This is a genomic window from Bacillus sp. AFS088145, from assembly GCF_002564465.1.
In the GTDB taxonomy this organism is placed as follows: domain Bacteria; phylum Bacillota; class Bacilli; order Bacillales; family Bacillaceae_G; genus Gottfriedia.
The window spans coordinates 14,268-34,050 of sequence record NZ_NUUX01000025.1 but is presented as its reverse complement, the minus strand read 5'-3'; the positions used below and the strand labels follow the sequence as shown (position 1 = coordinate 34,050).

At 33.5% G+C, this 19,783-nt stretch carries 19 protein-coding genes; 16 read left to right on the top strand and 3 right to left on the bottom strand.

Features of this window, described 5'->3' with window-relative positions:
* Positions 1-871: 871 nt before the first annotated feature.
* Complete coding sequence (bacA, locus tag COI44_RS15775) at positions 872-1,672, bottom strand: undecaprenyl-diphosphate phosphatase (protein WP_098428788.1); 801 nt, start codon at positions 1,670-1,672, stop codon at positions 872-874.
* A gap of 229 nt (positions 1,673-1,901) precedes the next feature.
* The gene (locus COI44_RS15770) at positions 1,902-2,069 is read right to left on the bottom strand and encodes a YycC family protein (RefSeq protein ID WP_098428787.1); all 168 of its coding nucleotides are present in this window, start codon (positions 2,067-2,069) and stop codon (positions 1,902-1,904) included.
* A gap of 84 nt (positions 2,070-2,153) precedes the next feature.
* Between COI44_RS15770 and COI44_RS15765 the strand changes: the two genes are divergently transcribed.
* Positions 2,154-2,888 carry a glycerophosphodiester phosphodiesterase gene (locus COI44_RS15765; protein WP_286163939.1) on the top strand — a complete coding sequence of 245 codons (735 nt, stop codon included), beginning with the start codon at positions 2,154-2,156 and terminating at the stop codon, positions 2,886-2,888.
* Between the two features lie 84 nt (positions 2,889-2,972).
* On the opposite strand, the gene COI44_RS15760 is transcribed toward COI44_RS15765, so the two are convergent.
* On the bottom strand, positions 2,973-3,221 hold the full coding sequence (locus COI44_RS15760) for a DUF2627 domain-containing protein (protein ID WP_069034062.1): 249 nt from the start codon (positions 3,219-3,221) through the stop codon (positions 2,973-2,975).
* Between the two features lie 186 nt (positions 3,222-3,407).
* Here COI44_RS15760 and COI44_RS15755 point away from each other — a divergent pair, with 186 nt between their 5' ends.
* From COI44_RS15755 to COI44_RS15680, 15 genes are all read left to right on the top strand, one after another.
* Positions 3,408-5,480 carry a sigma 54-interacting transcriptional regulator gene (locus COI44_RS15755; protein WP_098428786.1) on the top strand — a complete coding sequence of 691 codons (2,073 nt, stop codon included), beginning with the start codon at positions 3,408-3,410 and terminating at the stop codon, positions 5,478-5,480.
* A 209-nt stretch (positions 5,481-5,689) separates the two neighbouring features.
* Positions 5,690-6,595, top strand: coding sequence for a phosphate butyryltransferase (yqiS, locus tag COI44_RS15750; protein WP_098428785.1), 906 nt, complete (start codon positions 5,690-5,692; stop codon positions 6,593-6,595).
* 30 nt (positions 6,596-6,625) lie between these two features.
* On the top strand, positions 6,626-7,720 hold the full coding sequence (gene bcd, locus COI44_RS15745) for a branched-chain amino acid dehydrogenase (RefSeq protein ID WP_098428784.1): 1,095 nt from the start codon (positions 6,626-6,628) through the stop codon (positions 7,718-7,720).
* A 118-nt stretch (positions 7,721-7,838) separates the two neighbouring features.
* A complete protein-coding gene (gene buk, locus COI44_RS15740) occupies positions 7,839-8,939 on the top strand; it encodes a butyrate kinase (protein WP_179887142.1) in 1,101 nt (366 codons plus the stop codon).
* Between the two features lie 19 nt (positions 8,940-8,958).
* Positions 8,959-10,380, top strand: a complete 1,422-nt coding sequence (gene lpdA, locus COI44_RS15735; protein WP_098428782.1) for a dihydrolipoyl dehydrogenase — start codon at positions 8,959-8,961, stop codon at positions 10,378-10,380.
* 97 nt (positions 10,381-10,477) lie between these two features.
* Positions 10,478-11,482: a thiamine pyrophosphate-dependent dehydrogenase E1 component subunit alpha gene (locus COI44_RS15730; RefSeq protein ID WP_098428781.1), complete on the top strand. Its 1,005-nt coding sequence runs from the start codon at positions 10,478-10,480 to the stop codon at positions 11,480-11,482.
* Between the two features lie 16 nt (positions 11,483-11,498).
* Complete coding sequence (locus COI44_RS15725; RefSeq protein ID WP_025671106.1) at positions 11,499-12,482, top strand: alpha-ketoacid dehydrogenase subunit beta; 984 nt, start codon at positions 11,499-11,501, stop codon at positions 12,480-12,482.
* A gap of 27 nt (positions 12,483-12,509) precedes the next feature.
* The gene (locus tag COI44_RS15720; RefSeq protein WP_098428780.1) at positions 12,510-13,808 is read left to right on the top strand and encodes a dihydrolipoamide acetyltransferase family protein; all 1,299 of its coding nucleotides are present in this window, start codon (positions 12,510-12,512) and stop codon (positions 13,806-13,808) included.
* 546 nt (positions 13,809-14,354) lie between these two features.
* Complete coding sequence (locus tag COI44_RS15715) at positions 14,355-14,831, top strand: GNAT family N-acetyltransferase (protein ID WP_098428779.1); 477 nt, start codon at positions 14,355-14,357, stop codon at positions 14,829-14,831.
* 171 nt (positions 14,832-15,002) lie between these two features.
* On the top strand, positions 15,003-16,253 hold the full coding sequence (locus COI44_RS15710) for an MDR family MFS transporter (RefSeq protein ID WP_098428778.1): 1,251 nt from the start codon (positions 15,003-15,005) through the stop codon (positions 16,251-16,253).
* A 159-nt stretch (positions 16,254-16,412) separates the two neighbouring features.
* Positions 16,413-16,634 (top strand): hypothetical protein, encoded by a 222-nt coding sequence (locus COI44_RS15705; protein WP_142329271.1) that lies wholly within the window; start codon positions 16,413-16,415, stop codon positions 16,632-16,634.
* A 91-nt stretch (positions 16,635-16,725) separates the two neighbouring features.
* Complete coding sequence (locus COI44_RS15700) at positions 16,726-17,037, top strand: hypothetical protein (RefSeq protein ID WP_098428776.1); 312 nt, start codon at positions 16,726-16,728, stop codon at positions 17,035-17,037.
* A 110-nt stretch (positions 17,038-17,147) separates the two neighbouring features.
* A complete protein-coding gene (locus tag COI44_RS15695; protein ID WP_098428775.1) occupies positions 17,148-17,585 on the top strand; it encodes a BrxA/BrxB family bacilliredoxin in 438 nt (145 codons plus the stop codon).
* Positions 17,586-18,026: 441 nt separating this feature from the next.
* Positions 18,027-18,509 (top strand): NUDIX hydrolase, encoded by a 483-nt coding sequence (locus COI44_RS15685; protein WP_286163938.1) that lies wholly within the window; start codon positions 18,027-18,029, stop codon positions 18,507-18,509.
* Between the two features lie 452 nt (positions 18,510-18,961).
* Entirely contained in the window at positions 18,962-19,717 is a 756-nt protein-coding gene (locus tag COI44_RS15680) for a transporter substrate-binding domain-containing protein (protein WP_098428773.1), read from the top strand.
* The last annotated feature ends 66 nt before the right edge of the window (positions 19,718-19,783 follow it).

Here is a 19,783-nt window from a genome sequence, read left to right as displayed (position 1 = left end):
ATTAGCAATTATATTTGTAATCTGAAAACGTTGTCTATAGTAGACAACGTTTTCTTTTGTTGTTGATTAATGAGTTTATCAATTTATTACCGAATTTTCGTAAAAGGAGTAGGGTGATGTTGATTTCCATTACAGGATGCTCGCTTTCCATGGGGCGAGATTCTTCAACTTCCTCGGCAAGCCTGCGGGGTCTTTAGCCTTCCCGCTTATCCCATAGGAGTCGAGCATCCCTTTCGTTCCAATCAATTAATTCATCAATAAAAGTATGTCAATTAGGAACAAACATTCACTTGGTTTCTAATAATTGGAACTTTTTTTTTCTAAAAAAGTAGATTTTTATAACTACTGCTCTGAAGAAAAGATTACGTAATTCAACAATAATCAAATCTATAACAATGAAATTTAAATTTTACTTAGGAACAATTTAAGTGCTAGTCCGTCGATTTATATTAAATAAAAATTAGTTTGCCTAATAATTTGTAGTATGCTATAATATTTATTGCGCCACTGAAACATATAGAAAAACGATATTATTACTACGAAATTTGGGAGAAAATTGGACGTATTCCATGACGCGTCAGCTATTTCAACCTTGTTTATATATTAGTAGTAGTGTCTGTTAGTGAAGATTGTTGTGAAACAAGCTGCCTAATGGAACGGCCCTGGAGCCGAATTGCGGAAGAGAGGTAGGGCTTTCGCCAATAGACAACAATTTTTAAATTTAAATAACTAACATATATATTACAAAGGCTATTCGTATACGTTGTACGAATAGCCTTTTTTCATTTGTAAAATAAACCGATAAATTGTATATAGAAATAAAAAAGATAGGACATCCCCAATATGGTTGTCCTATCTTTTGTAGTTTTAATTAAAATATAAATACAATCGTGAAAACAATCGCTACTATAAAACGATAAACTGCAAAACCTGTTAGTTTTACTTTCTCTAATAATTTTAAGAAGGAAACGATCGCAAGTAATGCAACTACGAATGCTGTGATGAATCCAGTTGCGAATAATGGTAAATCTGAAGCACTCAAAATATCGATATTTTTAATCAAATCTAATCCACTAGCAGCAATCATCATTGGTACTGCTAAAATAAAAGTAAATTCTGCAGAAGTTTTTCGATCTAAACCAAATAATAATCCCCCAGCTATTGTAGAGCCTGATCGTGAAAATCCTGGCCATAAAGCTAGCATTTGGAAACAACCAATAATAAAAGCTTGTTTATATGAGATGTGATCTAAATCAGATGATTTAGGATGTTTAGAGACTTTTTCAGCAACAATTAATAAAATACCGCCAGCTACTAATCCAATTACAACAGTTTTAGGTGAGAATAAAACATCTTTAATGAAATCATGGAATATAAGCCCTACAATCCCGGCTGGAATAGCACCGATGATAATATGAATTAAGTTGAGTTTCGTTTGTCTATAACCATCTGATTTAACTCCAAGTACTGACCATAGTCGTTTCCAAAAAACAACAACTACTGCTAGAATTGAACCAAGTTGAACAATTACTTCAAAAAATGAAGCCTTCTCACCTGTGAAATTTAATAAATCAGCAACTAAAATCATATGACCTGTAGAAGATACCGGTAAAAATTCTGTTAATCCTTCTACCATCCCCATGATCAAACCAATTAACCAATCAGGTAACATTTAAAAATACCTCCATAAATACTTTTCGTTATAAAATATACACAATACATTACATTTTACTTGAAAACTAATTAATATGAAAGGAAGTTTAAATTAAAATTAGCTCATAATTGTTAATTATTTGTCCAATTTTACATAAAAATGTAATTTAAGATTAGAATAAATAAAAAAAGGTCCAAAAAAAAGAAGTAGAAATACTACTTCTGCTTTCTTGTTTAAAGCTTATTTACTATTTAGATTCATTATCCTCAGAAGCTTCTTCGCTTTTAGACAAATCTAATTCCATCAATTTTTTCATTAATATATGCTGTGGCATATGCATAATTTGTTCTAAAGGAACGTTTAATTTCTTAGAAAGTAAAATTGCAGTTTCAGGCGAAATTTGCAATGGTCGCATAATAATCCTCCTTAAGTTTCGTAAAATTAGTATACAATAAGAAAAAGAAGAAAGTATATATTTTCTCACATGGGGGGAATTTGAGTGGTTGATATTATTGGTCATAGAGGTGCTGCAGGAACCTACCCAGAAAATACAATGGTTTCTTTTAAGGCATGTGAAGATTTAGGGGCAGACGGAATAGAGTTAGATGTACACTTATCAAAAGATGGTGAAATTGTTGTTATTCATGATGAAACAATAAATCGTACAACTAACGGTAAAGGTTTCGTTAAAGATTATACGTTAGCTGAATTAAAGCAATTTGATGCTAGTTATCGATTTAAACGACAATTTAAGGGATGCACGATACCAACCTTAAAAGAAGTATTTGAATGGGCAAAAGGAAATAACTTTAGTATCAATGTTGAATTAAAAAATGATAAAATCGAATACCATGGACTTGAGGAACGAGTTATAAATTTAATCCGTTCATATGAATATGAAAAAAGAATCGTTTTATCTTCCTTTAACCATAAAAGTATGCTTAAATTCCACTTAATGGCACCGGATATTGAAACAGCAGTTTTATTTAATAGAAGAAGTAAAGAACCGTGGAAGATTGCTGAAGATTATAAAGCAAATGCAATTCATCCTAATTATCGTATAATTACTGATGAACAAATAGAAGAAACTATGGAACATCACATAGCCGTAAGACCTTATACAATCAATGAACCAGCTGTTATGAAACGATTATTTGAAGTTAAATGTACAGCGATTATTACTGACTATCCAGAGCTAGCTTTCCAAGTCAGAAGTCAACTTCTTAGTAAATAAAAAAGTGCTCTTATCAGCACTTTTTTTGTTTTGTTATTTATCTTTTGGTTTTAATTTAGAACCTAGGTTATACTCCCACAAAAATTATCTTTTTAAAAATCTACCTTGAACTTTGTTTCGTTTACGATCTCTAAATAATACAAAGCTTCCCACTAAATAAAAACCGACTCCTAATGAAACAAGTCCGATTAATAATTGCAATGGAAGATTTGGAATGCCAAAAGAATGGATTAGAAATACCGTATCACGAAGTAATTTAATTCCGATAACTGCTAAAGCTATTGGTACAACAATCACAACGAATGCTAACATACGTGTAAATGATTCTTTCATGTTTATTAATTCCTCCGTTAAAAGTAACAATAAAGTATAAAATTACGTAATTCTCTTTCTTCATAATCTTATACAAGGATAGTGTTGTCAAGCCTTATAAAACATTTGAAATAGACGAAAGAATGACTTTTTATATATAATAGTCTAATGTGTTAATAATTTGTTGAAATTAGTAGGTGAACTAAGATGAAACAAAACGTAATGATCGTTGGAATGGGAACAGGAGGCACAGCCGTTTTAAAACTTCTATCACATTCTGATTTATTTCATGTTGTCGCAGTAGTAGATATGATAAAAGAGGCTAAAGGCTTAGACTTTGCTAAAAGCTTACATATTCCAATACTAAAGGATTGGAAGTCTAATTTAAACGAAGAGATTGATGTTGTCATAAATACTACTGGAGATGAAACGATATTCCAGGAATTAATCGAGTATAAAGCTAAGCATACTTTAGTGATCCCAGGTTCTGTTGCAAAAATGATATCTGATCTTGTTCAAGAAAAAGAATCACTTTTTAATTTAATCGATAATAAAAAAAGACAACAAGAGCTCATTTTGGACAACACTCATGATGGGATGATTGTGGTTGATAAATGGGGGAAAATTCTTTTATTCAATCGCTCTGCAGAAAGAATGTTACATACTGATAAAGATGCTGCGATTGGTAGGTATATATTGGATGTTGTCCCGACTAGTAAATTACCTCGAGTTCTTCAAACGAAAAAGAAGGAAATTAATCAAGAGCATATTTTAATTAATGGAAGTAAGATTTTTACGACTCGTATTCCAATCTTTCGAGAAGATGGTGAACTTGAAGGTGCAATTTCTGTTTTTAAAGATGATACTGAGGTAATAGATTTAGCAGAAGAGGTTACAAATTTAAAAGAAGTTTATAGCATGCTTGAAGCAGTCATTCAAAGTTCAGATGAAGCAATTTCAGTTGTAGATGAAAAAGGTAATGGAATTATTATTAATCCGGCATACACAAGACTGACTGGATTTTCAAGTGAACAAGTTCTTGGTAAACATGCAACGATTGATATTGCTGAAGGTGAAAGTGTTCATTTAAAAGTATTGAAAACAAAACAAGCAGTTCGTGGAGTACGCATGAAGGTCGGAAAACAAAATCGTGATGTATTAGTGAATGTAGCTCCTGTAATCGTAGACGGAAAATTAAAAGGTAGTGTTGGAGTAATCCATGATGTTTCTGAAATTTCACAGTTAACGAATGAGCTACATAGAGCACGCCAAATTATTAGAACATTAGAAGCAAAATATTCATTCGAGGATATAGCTGGTGAATCTGAAGGAATCAGTTTAGCGATCATGCAGGCTAAATTAGCTGCGAGCACTCCTGCTACGGTATTACTACGTGGGGAATCTGGAACAGGTAAAGAATTGTTTGCTCATGCGATTCATAATGAAAGCGATCGCAAATATAATAAATTCGTTCGAGTAAATTGTGCTGCGATTTCTGAAACTTTATTGGAAAGTGAATTATTTGGTTATGAAGAAGGTGCTTTTTCTGGCGCAAAACGTGGTGGGAAAAGAGGGCTTTTTGAGGAAGCTAATAATGGAAGTATTTTCTTAGATGAAATTGGAGAATTATCACCTGCGATGCAAGCCAAACTATTAAGGGTCCTACAAGAGAAAGAAATTAGACGTGTTGGTGGGACAAAGTCTATTCCTATAAATGTGCGAGTAATTGCTGCGACGCATGTTCATCTGGAGGAAGCAATCATTGAAGGAAAGTTTCGAGAAGATCTTTATTATCGATTAAATAAACTTCCTATTATTATTCCTGCACTAAAGGAACGAATTGAAGATATTTTACCGATTGGCGAAAGATTATTAGCCAAAATTAATCAAGATTACGGTCGAAATGTTGAGGGAATCTCATTATCAGCATTAAATAAATTAAAAAGTTACAATTGGCCTGGTAATGTTAGGGAATTGGAAAATGTGCTAGGTAGAGCTGTTATATTTATGAAATTTAATGAAAAACAAATCCTACCTGAACATTTATCAGCGATTGTACAAGTTAAGCAAGAGCAATCTGTTCATCAAAACGAAGTTCATACTGAAGAAATAAGCTCCCTTGATGAAATGGTTACAAATTATGAAGGTGAAATTATTGAAAAGATATTAATGAAAAATAATGGCAATAAAACAAGGTCAGCAAAAGAGCTTGGAATATCAGTAAGGAATTTGTATTATAAATTGGAAAAATACCACAATGCAAAAAATAGCACGCAATAATTTGCGTGCTATGAATATTTTTGCATACAATTACTGTCATTTTTCAAAATATTGTTGTAGAATAGATTTATCGGTGTTACTAGTACCTGGTACTAGAATACTGGTAATGTAAGGCTTTTCAACTATTTTTAAAATAGTTTTATCCTTTTTCGAAAGTTGGCACGCAAATTGCTTTATATAGTGCAGGGGGATGAAAGGAAGGGCTTTCAATGAATTTAACAGATATAATGTTACGTGCGAAAAATCATTCTAGGCAAACTGTTGCTGTAGCTGTTGCTGAGGACTTCGAAGTAAAAGAAGCAGTTTCAATTGCGTTAGATAATGATTTAGCAAACTTTTTACTTTTCGGAAACGAGCAAGCTATCTATGAAATGTATGAAGATTTATTAAAAAACGAACAATTTGCAGAAAGACTAAAAATTGTTCATTCTCATTCAAACAAAGAGGCTGCTAAAAATGCAGTTGTAGCTGTTCGCTCTGCTGAAGCTTCAATTGTAATGAAAGGTAATCTTTCATCTTCAGTTCTTCTAAAAGAAGTATTGAACAAAGAATATGGTTTAAGAGATAAAAGTGTTTTATCACATGTTGCAATATTCGCCGTACCAGGTAGAGAAAATGCTGTAATCGTAACAGATGCTGCGATGAACATAGCACCTACGTTAGATCAAAAGGTGAAAATTATTGAAAACAGTGTTGAAATTGCAAGGAAAGTAGGAATAGAAACCCCTAAAGTTGCTGTACTGGCAGCTGTTGAAGTAGTAAATCCTGCAATGCAAGCAACACTAGATGCAGCATCATTAACTGTCATGAATACAAGAGGACAAATTAAAAATTGTATTGTTGATGGACCATTAGCACTTGATAATGCCATTTCTGTTGAAGCAGCTAAACATAAAGGCTTAACTGGAGAAGTTGCTGGGCAAGCTGATATTTTATTAGTACCTACAATAGAAACTGGAAATATTTTATATAAATCATTAGTCTTTATGGCTAACTCAGAAGTGGCTGCACTTATTGCTGGAGCAAAGGCACCGATTGTTTTAACATCGCGTTCTGACTCTGCAATGACAAAATTATATTCATTAGCATTAGCTATATGTAACTCTAAAAACTAAACTTACACATTTTAAGGGAGCTGTTATTACATGGAAATCTTCAAATACTTAGAAACTTATGACTATGAGCAAGTTGTTTTCTGCCAAGATAAAGAATCAGGATTAAAAGCAATTATTGCGATCCACGATACTACATTAGGTCCAGCTTTAGGTGGAACAAGAATGTGGACTTACGAATCAGAAGAAGCTGCAATTGAAGATGCTCTACGTTTAGCAAAAGGTATGACTTATAAAAATGCTGCTGCTGGCTTAAACTTAGGTGGAGGAAAAACTGTAATCATCGGTGATCCACGTAAAGATAAAAACGAAGCAATGTTCCGTGCATTTGGTCGTTATATCCAAGGCTTAAATGGTCGATATATTACTGCTGAGGACGTAGGTACTACTGTTGCAGATATGGATTTAATCCACGAAGAAACTGATTATGTAACAGGTATCTCACCATCATTCGGTTCTTCAGGTAACCCATCTCCAGTTACTGCATTTGGTGTTTACCGTGGTATGAAAGCTGCTGCAAAAGAAGCATTTGGAACTGACAGCTTAGAAGGTAAAAAAATTGCAATCCAAGGTGTTGGTAATGTTGCTTACAGCCTTTGCGAGTACTTACATGAAGAAGGTGCTCAATTAATCGTAACGGATATTAATAAAGAAGCTGTACAACGTGCAGTAGAAGCATTTGGTGCTACAGCAGTAGATCCAGATGATATTTATGGAGTAGAATGTGATATTTATGCACCATGCGCATTAGGTGCAACAATTAACGATAAAACTATCCCACTATTAAAAGCGCGAGTTATTGCAGGTTCTGCAAATAACCAATTAAAAGAAACTCGTCATGGTGATTTAATCCATGAATTAGGTATCGTTTATGCTCCTGACTATGTAATCAATTCTGGTGGAGTAATCAACGTTGCAGATGAGTTATACGGATACAACTACGACCGTGCAATGAAAAAAGTTGAAGGCTTATACGATAACATTGCAAAAGTTATCGAAATTTCAAAACGTGACGGTATTCCAACTTATTTAGCTGCAGACCGTTTAGCTGAAGAGCGTATTGCTACAATGGCAAAATCTCGTAGCCAATTCTTATCAAATGGTCACAACATCTTAAGCAGAAGATAATTGACTAAATAAATTTGAATTAAAAATTCCTTTATTTTTTAGGTGGAAAGAAAGAGTGAAGTAATAGTACCTCTTTCTTTCTAGTTATAAAGGTAAGGTAAACTTAGAAGGGAGAGTGTTGACAATGCATCGTATTTTAGTAATTAATCCTGGCAGCACATCCACAAAGGTTGGTGTATTTGATGATGAAAAACCAATTTTTGAACAAACAATACGCCATGACGATGAAGAATTAAATAAATATAAAACAATAATTGATCAATATGAATTTAGAAAAAATGTTATTTTAGAGGTATTACACAAAGAAGGCATTAACATTTCTAAATTAAGTGCTGTATGTGGTCGAGGTGGACTCCTTAGACCAATCGAAGGTGGAACTTATGCAGTAAATGAAATCATGTTAGAAGATTTGAAAATTGGTTATAGTGGTCAGCATGCTTCAAATCTTGGTGGAATCATTGCTAATGAGATTGCACAAGGATTAAACATTCCAGCATTTATCGTTGATCCAGTAGTTGTTGATGAATTAGATCCGGTTGCAAGAATCAGCGGACAATCACTAATGGAAAGAAGAAGTGTTTTCCATGCTTTAAACCAAAAAGCTGTAGCACGAAAAGTGTCAAAACAGTTAGAACAGTCATATAACGATTTAAACCTTATTATCGCCCATATGGGTGGAGGTGTGAGTGTTGGTGCTCATAAAAAAGGACGCGTAATTGACGTAAATAACGGTTTAGATGGTGAAGGACCTTTCAGTCCAGAGCGAGCTGGAACTGTACCAATTGGTGACTTAATAAAACTTTGTTACTCTGGTGACTACTATATTAACGAAGTTCAAAAAATGATGGTTGGTCAAGGTGGATTAGTTAGCTATCTTGGAACAGCAGATGCTATTAAAGTTGAAAGCATGATTGAAGTTGGTGACGAAAAAGCTGCATTAGTATATGAAGCAATGGCTTACCAAGTCGCAAAAGAAATTGGAAGTGCGGCAGCTGTTCTTGAAGGCAATATTGATGCAATTATATTAACAGGTGGAATTGCTTATAGTGATTTTATTGTTAATGAAATAACAAAAAGAGTTAAATGGATGGCACGTGTAATTGTTTTACCAGGTGAAAATGAACTTCAAGCTCTTTGTGAAGGTGCACTTCGCGTACTTCGAGAAGAAGAAGAAGCAAAAATCTATCCTGGAGAATTTGCAGTTAAATCTTTAGTATAAATGTGAGGAGAATTTCATCATGGCAACAGAATATGATTTAGTCGTACTCGGTGGCGGTACAGGCGGCTATGTAGCTGCTATTCGTGCTTCTCAATTAGGATTAAAAGTAGCGGTAGTAGAAAAAAACAAACTAGGTGGAACTTGCTTACATGCAGGCTGTATCCCAAGTAAAGCATTATTACGTAGTGCAGAAGTTTTTTCAACTGCTAAGAAAAGTGAAGAGTTTGGTGTTGAAACATCAGGCGTAACATTAAATTTTAGCAAAGTACAACAAAGAAAAGAAAATATCGTTGCCGGGCTTCATAAAGGTGTCGAACACTTAATGAAACAAGGGAAAATTGATGTATACGACGGTTTAGGACGTATTTTAGGTCCTTCAATCTTCTCTCCAATGCCAGGAACAATTTCAGTTGAAATGAATGATGGTAGCGAGAACGAAATGCTAATTCCTAAGAACGTTTTAGTCGCAACTGGTTCAAGACCAAAGTCTTTACCTGGATTAACTATTGATGGTGAGCATGTAATGTCATCTGATGAGGCGTTAAAAATGGAGTCACTTCCTGCGTCAATTATTATCGTTGGTGGCGGTGTAATCGGTATTGAGTGGGCTTCAATGTTAGCAGATTTTGGTGTTGAGGTAACAGTAATCGAGTATAGTAAAACTATTTTACCTTTAGAAGACGAAGAAATTTCTAAAGAAATGACTAGATTATTAAAGAAAAAAGGTATTAAATTAGTTACTGATGCGAAAGTTTTAGCTGAAACTTTAGTAATCGATAATGGTGTTAGAATAAATGCGCTTCATAAAGATACTGAGAAATCTTTCACTGCTGAAAAAATGTTAGTATCTGTTGGCCGTCAAGCGAATGTTGAAGGAATCGGATTAGAAAATACTGACATCGTAGTTGAAAATGGTTTTATCCAAACAAATGCTAATTACCAAACTAAAGAGTCACATATTTATGCGATTGGTGATGTAATTGGTGGCTTACAATTAGCACATGTTGCTTCAAGAGAAGGTACAATTGCAGTTGAGCATATTGCAGGTAATTCACCACTTCCATTAGATCCAACAATGGTAAGTAAGTGTGTTTATAGTAATCCAGAAGTTGCATCTGTTGGTTTAACTGAGCGTGAAGCAAAAGAAAAAGGTTATACAGTTAAAAAAGGAAAATTCTCATTCCGTGCAATCGGTAAAGCTTTAGTTTACGGTGAGCATGATGGATTTGTTAAAATAATTGTTGATGAAGAGACGAATGATCTTCTTGGTGTCCATATGATTGGACCTCATGTAACTGATATGATCTCTGAAGCAGGTTTAGCACGAGTATTAGATGCAACTGCATGGGAAATTTCTCATACAATTCATCCACATCCTTCATTATCAGAAGCTATTGGTGAAGCAGCACTTGCTGTAGAAGGATTAGCAATTCACTCTTAATTTAAAAAATTGAAATGTAGAGAGCAAATCTCTACATTTCATCACTATAATGATTTAAAACGCTTCCACACATGTATGTGGTAAAAGGGGGATATTTATGGAAAAGGTTACAACTTCAAACCGTCATGAACAGCTTGGTCTATCAAATGATGACGTTCTTAGTATGTATGAAACAATGCTAATGGCACGTCGTATTGATGAGCGTATGTGGTTATTAAATCGTGCTGGTAAAATTCCGTTCGTTATTTCTTGTCAAGGTCAAGAAGCAGCTCAAGTTGGTTCAGTATATGCATTAGACAATACAAAAGATTACGTATTACCATACTACCGTGATATGGGTGTAGTTTTACAATTCGGAATGACAGCAAAAGAATTAATGCTTTCTGGTTTTGCAAAAGCAGAAGATCCAAACTCTGGTGGACGTCAAATGCCAGGTCATTTTGGACAAAAGAAAAATCGTATCGTTACAGGTTCATCTCCAGTTACAACTCAAGTTCCTCACGCTGTTGGTGTTTCTTTAGCTGCAAAAATGGAAGGTAAAGATATCGTTTCTTGGGTTTCATTTGGTGAAGGTTCTTCTAACCAAGGTGATTTCCATGAAGGCGCAAACTTTGCTGGTGTACATAAGTTACCAGTAATTTTCATGTGTGAAAATAACAAATATGCTATCTCAGTACCGATTGAGAAGCAATTAGCATGTGAAAAAGTATCGGATCGTGCAATTGGATACGGCATGCCTGGTTTCACTGTTGATGGAAATGATCCATTAGAAGTTTACCGTGTAACAAAAGAAGCAGTTGACCGTGCTCGTCGTGGAGAAGGTCCAACATTAATCGAAGCTGTATCTTATCGATTAACTGCACACTCTAGTGATGATGACGATCGTATTTACCGTTCTCGTGAAGAAGTAGAAGAAGCAAAAAGCAAAGATTGCTTATTTACATTTGCTAAATACCTTCATGAAGTTGGTGTGTTAACAGAAGAAATAGAAAAAGAATTAGATACAAAAATTCGTGCGATTGTTGATGAAGCAACTGACTACGCAGAAAACGCTCCATATGCAGCACCTGAGCATGCATTGAAGTTTGTTTACGAAGAATAAGAGGGGGTAGGACAATATGGCAGTAATGTCTTATATAGATGCAGTAACTTTAGCGTTAAAAGAGGAAATGGAACGCGATCCAAAGGTATTTGTATTAGGGGAAGACGTTGGATTAAAAGGTGGAGTATTTAAAGCGACTCATGGTCTGTATGATCAATTTGGTGAGGATCGTGTATTAGATACACCACTTGCAGAATCTGCAATTGCGGGTGTTGGTATTGGTGCTGCAATGTACGGACTTAGACCAGTAGCTGAAATGCAATTTGCTGATTTTATTATGCCTGCAGTAAACCAAATTATTTCTGAGGCATCAAGAATTCGTTATCGTTCAAACAATGACTGGACTTGTCCTATTACGATTCGTGCTCCTTATGGAGGCGGTGTACACGGTGCACTTTATCACTCTCAATCTGTTGAGAAGGTATTTGCAGGTCAACCAGGATTGAAAATTGTAATGCCTTCAACTCCTTATGATGTGAAAGGATTATTAAAAGCAGCAATTCGTGATAATGACCCAGTAATTTTCTTTGAGCATAAACGTGCTTATCGATTAATTAAAGGTGAAGTACCTGAAACTGATTATGTACTTCCAATTGGAAAAGCTGATGTAAAACGTGAAGGTGAAGATATCACAATCATCACTTACGGACTATGTGTACATTTTGCTCTTCAAGCTGCTGAAAAATTAGCTCAAGATGGTATTTCTGTACATGTTTTAGACTTACGTACAATTTATCCATTAGATAAAGAATCTATTATCGAAGCTGCTTCTAAAACAGGAAAAGTTTTATTAGTAACGGAAGATAATAAAGAAGGAAGTATAATGAGCGAAGTTGCAGCAATTATTGCTGAAAATTGCTTATTTGAATTAGATGCGCCAATCGCACGCCTTGCTGGCCCTGATGTTCCGGCAATGCCTTATTCTCCAACAATGGAAAAATTCTTCATGGTTAATCCAGATAAAGTAGAAAAAGCGGCTAGAGAACTTGCAGCATTTTAATGGCACTGTTTGAAAAAGGGGGACATAATGATGATCGAAAATATTAAAATGCCTCAATTAGGTGAAAGTGTAACTGAGGGTACAATCAGTACTTGGTTAGTAAAAGTAGGAGACCGTGTAAATAAGTACGATCCTCTTGCTGAAGTTATGACAGATAAAGTTAATGCTGAAGTACCATCTTCATTTTCTGGTGTGATTAAAGAATTAATCGCAGGTGAAGGGGAAACTTTAGCTGTTGGTGAAATCATTTGTACGATTGAAGTTGAAGGAGCTTCTGGTGAAGTAGCTGCTACAACAATCGAAGAAAAACCAGTTGAAAAAGCTGCACCTGTAGCACCGGCACAAACTCCTGTAGCTGCTGCTCCAGTTCAAACTATTGCTAAAACTGATGAGTCTGGTAAAGCACGTTATTCTCCAGCTGTACTTCGTTTAGCACAAGAAAATAATCTTGATCTTTCATTAATTCCTGGTACAGGAAATAATGGTCGAGTTACTAGAAAAGATGTTTTAAATGCAATCGCAAATGGTGTACCTCAAGTGGCACCAGTTGCTGTTGAAGCACCTGCTCAACCAGTTGTAGCACAAACTGCTCCTGCAGCACAAGCACCTGTTATTCCAACAGCAGTTGGCGATATTGAAATTCCAGTTACAGGTGTTCGTAAAGCAATTGCTTCAAATATGTTACGTAGTAAACATGAAGCTCCACATGCTTGGATGATGATCGAAGTAGATGTTACAAACTTAGTAAATTACAGAAACAGTCTTAAAGATTCTTTCAAGAAAAAAGAAGGTTTCTCTTTAACATTCTTCGCATTCTTTGTTAAAGCAGTAGCGCAAGCACTTAAAGAATACCCAATGATTAATTCAATGTGGGCTGGAGACAAAATCATCCAAAAGAAAGATATTAACTTATCGATCGCTGTTGCAACAGACGATGCATTATTTGTTCCAGTAATTAAAAATGCTGATGAGAAAACAATCAAAGGTATTGCACGTGAAATTACAGAATTAGCTACAAAAGTTCGTACTGGTAAATTAAAATCAGACGAAATGCAAGGTGGCACATTCACAGTAAATAACACTGGATCATTTGGTAGTATTCAAAGCGCGGGTATCATTAACTACCCACAAGCTGCAATTTTACAAATTGAAAGCATCGTAAAACGTCCAGCTGTTGTAAACGGAATGATTGGTGTTCGCGATATGGTTAACCTATGCTTATCACTAGATCACCGTGTACTAGATGGATTCATTTGTGGTAAATTCTTAGGAAGAGTAAAAGAAATCCTAGAAAATACAACAAAAGAAAATACGAACGTATATTAATTTTTTAAACGAAAGAGGTTGTCTTAAGGGCAACCTCTTTTTTATGTTTTTTTGTAAAATGAGAAAATAAAAATCGTCGTGCGAGGTGCAAATAAAGGTAGAGGATCTGCATTTAAAATTCTAGGTGCAAATATAATTCTAGATACAAATAAAAATTGGGAAATCGCAAATAAAATTAGTGAAACTGCAATTAAAGCCCATAGTATCCCAAATAAAATAAGAAATTACCCATACCGGTTAGTATTTTAACTTAATAATAATGAAATAGACCTATTCAATTTAGAAAACTAGCAAGGTTATTCTAAATTCTTTCTTCTATGTACAAAAATAGTGATAAATTACGCTAATGATCTATTAAAAAGGACAAATAAACCCACGAAAAACGAAAAACGCCACCGAGATACCGCCTCAATCATGTTACAGTTAATTAAAAGGAATATATGTGTGTCCTCTATCCTGAATTATAAAATACCCCTTTATAATTGACTTGTGATAAAATTAAATAATTATAAAATTCTGTATTTTTTCAAAAAAGGGGTAGATCTTATGCTAGTTGAACAAAATGGCTATTACATATCAACGAATAAAGAATTATTAAACAGAGAAGTTATTTATAACTTTTTAGACAAAGATTCATATTGGGCAAATGAAATACCTTATGAATATATTGATCGATTTATTAAAGGATCTTTTTGTTTTGGAGTTTACAAGGGGAATCCTGGTGAAAGTGAACCTACACAAGTAGGCTTTGCTAGAGTAGTATCAGATGGCGTCACATTTGCTTATTTAGCAGACGTATTTATTCTCCCAGAATATCGTAAACAAGGCCTATCAAAATGGCTAATGGAAGAAATCATGCGTTATGAAAAACTATCAACCGTACGGACATTCATGCTTGGCACAAGAGATGCTCACAACTTATACCGCAAATACGGCTTCGAAGTGATTGATAATAGTAAAAGCCGATTCATGGCTATATTAAAAGACAATCTTTATCGGAATATGAAAAACAATAGGGAATAGGATGCCATTCCTTTTCTCTATAACCCTTTTTTCTTTGCCTCCATGCTATATTATTTTCCTTTACTTAATCTCCAGTATACTTTTAGGTCCCTAAACTAAACCTTTACAAACTGTAACATTTGTAAGATAATTTAAAAATATGTGACATCTTAGAGAAATAGGGGGGATAAGATGTTTAAAAATTTATCTGCCGTACATCCTGTTGCTTGGAATATCGTTATTGGAACTTTATTCGTTAGGTTTGCTAGCACAGTAAGTATGCCATTTTTAGCTATTTATTTAACTTCAGTTAAACATATCTCGCCTGCAATGGTTGGGCTCATGTTAACGGTTTCATCTTTTTTAGGGGTGTTTTTCAGTTTTATTGGAGGAACTCTTTCTGATCGTATTGGAAGGAAAACTATTTTATTATCGAGTATTTTCTTATGGTCTATTACATTAGTTGGTTTTGGACTAGGAAATTCATTTGCCTGGTTTTTTGTGCTGAACTCGATTTTAAATATTTGTTCATCATTTTTCGAACCTTCTTCAAGAGCATTACTATCTGATCTAACAGACGAGAAATCAAAACTGTTAGTCTTTAACTTGCGGTATGCTGCTATTAATGTTGGAGTTGCAGTAGGTCCTTTAGTTGGTTTATATCTAGGAAGCTCAAAAAGCACATTGCCATTCGTATTATCTGGAATTGTGTACTTTTTTTATGGTTTAACATTATTGTTTATGTTATCAAAGTATAAAATTGGAGAAGGAAAGTCTGCTTCAGCAACTAATAAAGTTTCGATGAAGGCATCGTTTTCAATTTTACGTAAGGATATCATCTTTGCATTGACGATTTTAACAATCTGTTTTTATGGTCTTGGTTATTCACAAAGCTTTTCAACAATGTCTCAATATTTTGCGAATGCACCACAGTTTCATAATGGCATTAAACTGTATGCGTATTTAACAACAATCAATGCAGTAACTGTAGTAATACTTCAATTCCCAATTGTAAGTAGAATGAAGAATTTTTCACCTACTGTATCTATGATGATTGGTAATGTGATTGTTAGTTTAGCTGTAGCTGGATTTGGGTTATTTACTAACTTTTTCTTGTTAGCACTCGTAATGATTGTGTTAACTGTAGGAGAAATATTTGCATTTACATTTACAGATGTATTTGTCGATCAGCTTGCTCCTGAAGAATTAAAGGGAACTTATTTTGGGGCAATGGGATTTTCAAAACTCGGTTTTGTTTTCGGTCCAGCGCTAGGTGGTAGTTTATTAGCTTACTTCGGATATGAAAATGGCGGCCGTGGATTTGTTATTATTAGTGCAATCGCTTTTATAAGTTTTCCAATGATGTTTTTTGTAAATCGACTTTTTCAAAAAAGAATTGCAGTCAAGGTTGAATCGGATACAAAATTAACTGTTAATTCTTAAAAGAACGCTTTTAAAGCGTTCTTTTTTTTCTTTCAGAGCGTTAAGTTGTCATTTTTATTTTTCCATTCATTTCCAGTAATTAATTGTGATACATTTAAAGTAAGAATAAAAATAGCGAGGATGGGTAGTTATTTGAATAAATATGGTAGGCTTTCTTTAATGATGGTTGGTATCAGTATAGTTATAGCTCTTTTTATCAATGATCACACTAAACAACTGGGCATATTCCTTTTATGTTTCTTAATCTTATCAATAGCTGGGGTCATTTTTGCATTCCTCTCAAAAAAACTTACAAATATTTTTCTTGGCGTAGTCTTAAATATTGTCACATTTATTTTCTTCTTCTTATTAGTATTGGCGTTCGGTATTGGTGAAGCTTAAATAGTAGAGTTTTTTCATCTCATACTAAAAAAGTATGCTTTCGTTCATTTCCTCATATATTTGTATAAACAAACGATATGGGGGGAGAGATATGGACGAACTTCTTTTTGATCAGCTTAAGTTATTAAGTTGGGACTGTATAATATTAGAAGGTGCTAGTGAGCAAGAAGAAGAGCTAATGAAAAATGTATTATCCACATTACATTCAATCGGCTTAAAAAATAAAATTGATGCAAAAGTTTTATTCATTGCAGGAAATGTGGAAAAGATTGATCAGTTTGTCCTAAAAAATCCATACGTAACTGTCATTCGTGTCGTTGAAGAATTAAATGAAGATTACCAATACGCTATATCTACATTAGCTCATTTACCGAATGTAATTGTAGAGTTAGTGGATGAATAATTAAGGCGTTAAAAGATTCATTAAAAATAATAAAACTAGCAGGTTCAAAAGCTTGAATTAATAGTCGCTAAATTGGTAAGATGAAAAAAAGCATGTAAGGAGTAGATGAAATGAATATGAATTTTAATTTTTTTATGAATGATGTTGTCCATACTGCACGTCAAGAAATCGTAGCGGCTGGTTATGCAGAGTTAAAAACACCTGAGGAAGTAGAGCAAGCTCTAGTAAAGAAAGGCACTACACTTGTAATGGTAAACTCAGTATGTGGTTGTGCTGGTGGTATTGCTCGTCCTGCAGCAGCACACTCAGTGCACTATGATGCAAGACCTGACCAATTAGTAACTGTGTTTGCTGGGCAAGATAAAGAAGCTACTGCGAAAGCTCGTGAATATTTTACTGGTAAAGCACCATCATCTCCGTCATTTGCACTTTTAAAAGACGGTGAGCTTGTTGCGATGGTTGAGCGTCATGAAATAGAAGGTCATGATCCAATGCAAGTCATTCAAAAACTTCAAAATTACTTCGATCAATTTTGTGAAGAAATTTAAATAAAAAAGTACAAAAATTTATNNATAAATTTTTGTACTTTTTTTTGTGCATAATATTATTATTATGTAAACTGTGTTTTAAAGAAGCGTTTTAGTTAATTATTTTGTAAATGAAATAAAAGATAAAAAAGAAAGTTAATGCAGCTAAAGAACATGTGAAAATTAATAACATTAATGCATCTTTATATGCTGTTTCATCGTATTTTACGCGAAAAGCGAAGGATTCTAATCTATGTTTTTTTAATTTTCTATACTGGTTTAAATCGATAATATTTGATTGATCCACAACACACCTCTCCTTTGTAGTACTAATATACTAATTAAATTTTAAAATATTCTAAATAATTAGTAAAGTTGTTTTACAAACAAATTAATAGCAAATTATGCCATAATTAATAGAAATAAAATTAACTAAATTGCTTGAAAGGTAAGTGGGAATTTGTGAAATATACTTTATGTTTTATCAAACGAAATGATGAACTATTAATGTTAAATCGTATAAATGCTCCTACAATGGGAATTTGGAATGGTGTTGGTGGAAAAATAGAAAAAGGGGAAACAATCGAAAGATCAGTTCAAAGAGAGATTGCAGAAGAAACCGGAATACAGATTGAGTTGAAAGATATAAATTATAAAGGTAAAGTAACCTGGCATGAAGAAGATGTGGATTTCGGAGGTATGTATGTATTTCTGGCCGAGGTTTCTAATAGCTTAAAATATGATACGCCCTTAAAAACAGATGAAGGAATTTTAGATTGGAAAAAAATTGATTGGGTAATAGATGAAAAAAATCAAGGAGTAGGAGAGTGTATTCCTTATTTTCTTCCAATACTATTAAATAATGAGCGGAATCATCATTATTCCTTTTATTATAAGGAGAATAAGGTTGTTGATGTAGTAATAGAAGAAGAAGTTTTAGTATAATAAAATAATTTATAAATGAATAATGTAATCATTTTTATGAAAATACCATTTCCACAATGGTATTTTTTTTATGAATAAGTATGAAAACGCTTAAATTTGGGGGAATTCAAGTGTTTGTTAATAAAAAAAGTAGTGATTTGCGAGAATTGTCGAAAACTTTTTGAAAGATTTGAAAAGTCTAATAATAAAACTTTCAATCACTTGAATGAATAATTATATAAACGTTATGAATATTAATAAAAAATTTTTATTATAATATCCCTGTAAAATTAAGCTATGACTAATTTTTTTGTCGAATTACTGAAAAATATAGTTGCATATTTATTAGTATGTGTTAAAATTCATTTTGTAGAATAATTATTCATTCGAAAAAAATGGTTGTTTAATAGAATACTAAAAAAGATAATATAAATAATAAGTTTGAATTTTACAAAAATTAGGGGGAAGCATTTATGAAAAAAATAGTCGGAGTTTTAGCTGCATCAGCATTATCAATTGGAATGTTATCTGCTTGTAACAAGTCAGATGATAAAACCTTAATCTTAGGAACAAGTGCGGATTATAAGCCTTATGAGTTTATTGACACAAAAAATGACAAAATAGTTGGGTTTGATGTTGACTTAGCTAAAGCGCTTGGTAAAAAAACTGGATACACAATTAAAGTAAAAGATATTGATTTTACTTCATTAATTACTGCGATGAATGCAGATAAAGTAGATTTTATAATGGCCGGTATGAAAAAGACACCTGAGCGTGCGAAAAATGCAGATTTTACTGAACCATATTTCACTGATCAAAATGAAATAGTTGTAAATAAAGATTCAAATATTAAAAGCGTTGAAGATTTAAAGGGAAAAACAGTCGGAGTACAAGCTGGTTCAATTCAAGAAACAAAAGCAATTGAAGTTTCTAAAAAAGTTGGATTTAAAGTTGAAAACCGTAACCGTATACCTGAGATGGTAGAAGAATTAAAAGCTGGAAGATTTGATGCTGTTGTTATCGAACAATCTGTAGCAAGTGGCTATTTAAATAAATTTCCTGAAATGCAAGGTGAATTAATGCAAGATTTCTTTGAACAATCTGGTTCAGCAGTAGCTCTTCCAAAAGGTAGTAAATTAACTCCTAAATTTGAGAAAGCACTTAAAGAATTAAAAGCTGATGGAACTGTTGATAAATTAGTTAAAAAATGGTTCGGTGAATTGAAGTAAAACGTAAGATTTTAATAGTTTTAAAGATAAACCAATAGGGTATGGCGGAAGATATAGAAATGATAA

Bases quoted from the DNA above. Each gene is read 5' to 3' on its own strand.
- bacA (WP_098428788.1), bottom strand. From the start codon at position 1,672: ATGTTACCTGATTGGTTAATTGGTTTGATCATGGGGATGGTAGAAGGA.
- COI44_RS15770 (WP_098428787.1), bottom strand. From the start codon at position 2,069: ATGCGACCATTGCAAATTTCGCCTGAAACTGCAATTTTACTTTCTAAG.
- COI44_RS15760 (WP_069034062.1), bottom strand. From the start codon at position 3,221: ATGAAAGAATCATTTACACGTATGTTAGCATTCGTTGTGATTGTTGTA.
- COI44_RS15755 (WP_098428786.1), top strand. From the start codon at position 3,408: ATGAAACAAAACGTAATGATCGTTGGAATGGGAACAGGAGGCACAGCC.
- yqiS (WP_098428785.1), top strand. From the start codon at position 5,690: ATGAATTTAACAGATATAATGTTACGTGCGAAAAATCATTCTAGGCAA.
- bcd (WP_098428784.1), top strand. From the start codon at position 6,626: ATGGAAATCTTCAAATACTTAGAAACTTATGACTATGAGCAAGTTGTT.
- lpdA (WP_098428782.1), top strand. From the start codon at position 8,959: ATGGCAACAGAATATGATTTAGTCGTACTCGGTGGCGGTACAGGCGGC.
- COI44_RS15730 (WP_098428781.1), top strand. From the start codon at position 10,478: ATGGAAAAGGTTACAACTTCAAACCGTCATGAACAGCTTGGTCTATCA.
- COI44_RS15725 (WP_025671106.1), top strand. From the start codon at position 11,499: ATGGCAGTAATGTCTTATATAGATGCAGTAACTTTAGCGTTAAAAGAG.
- COI44_RS15720 (WP_098428780.1), top strand. From the start codon at position 12,510: ATGATGATCGAAAATATTAAAATGCCTCAATTAGGTGAAAGTGTAACT.
- COI44_RS15715 (WP_098428779.1), top strand. From the start codon at position 14,355: ATGCTAGTTGAACAAAATGGCTATTACATATCAACGAATAAAGAATTA.
- COI44_RS15710 (WP_098428778.1), top strand. From the start codon at position 15,003: ATGTTTAAAAATTTATCTGCCGTACATCCTGTTGCTTGGAATATCGTT.
- COI44_RS15705 (WP_142329271.1), top strand. From the start codon at position 16,413: ATGATGGTTGGTATCAGTATAGTTATAGCTCTTTTTATCAATGATCAC.
- COI44_RS15700 (WP_098428776.1), top strand. From the start codon at position 16,726: ATGGACGAACTTCTTTTTGATCAGCTTAAGTTATTAAGTTGGGACTGT.
- COI44_RS15695 (WP_098428775.1), top strand. From the start codon at position 17,148: ATGAATATGAATTTTAATTTTTTTATGAATGATGTTGTCCATACTGCA.
- COI44_RS15680 (WP_098428773.1), top strand. From the start codon at position 18,962: ATGAAAAAAATAGTCGGAGTTTTAGCTGCATCAGCATTATCAATTGGA.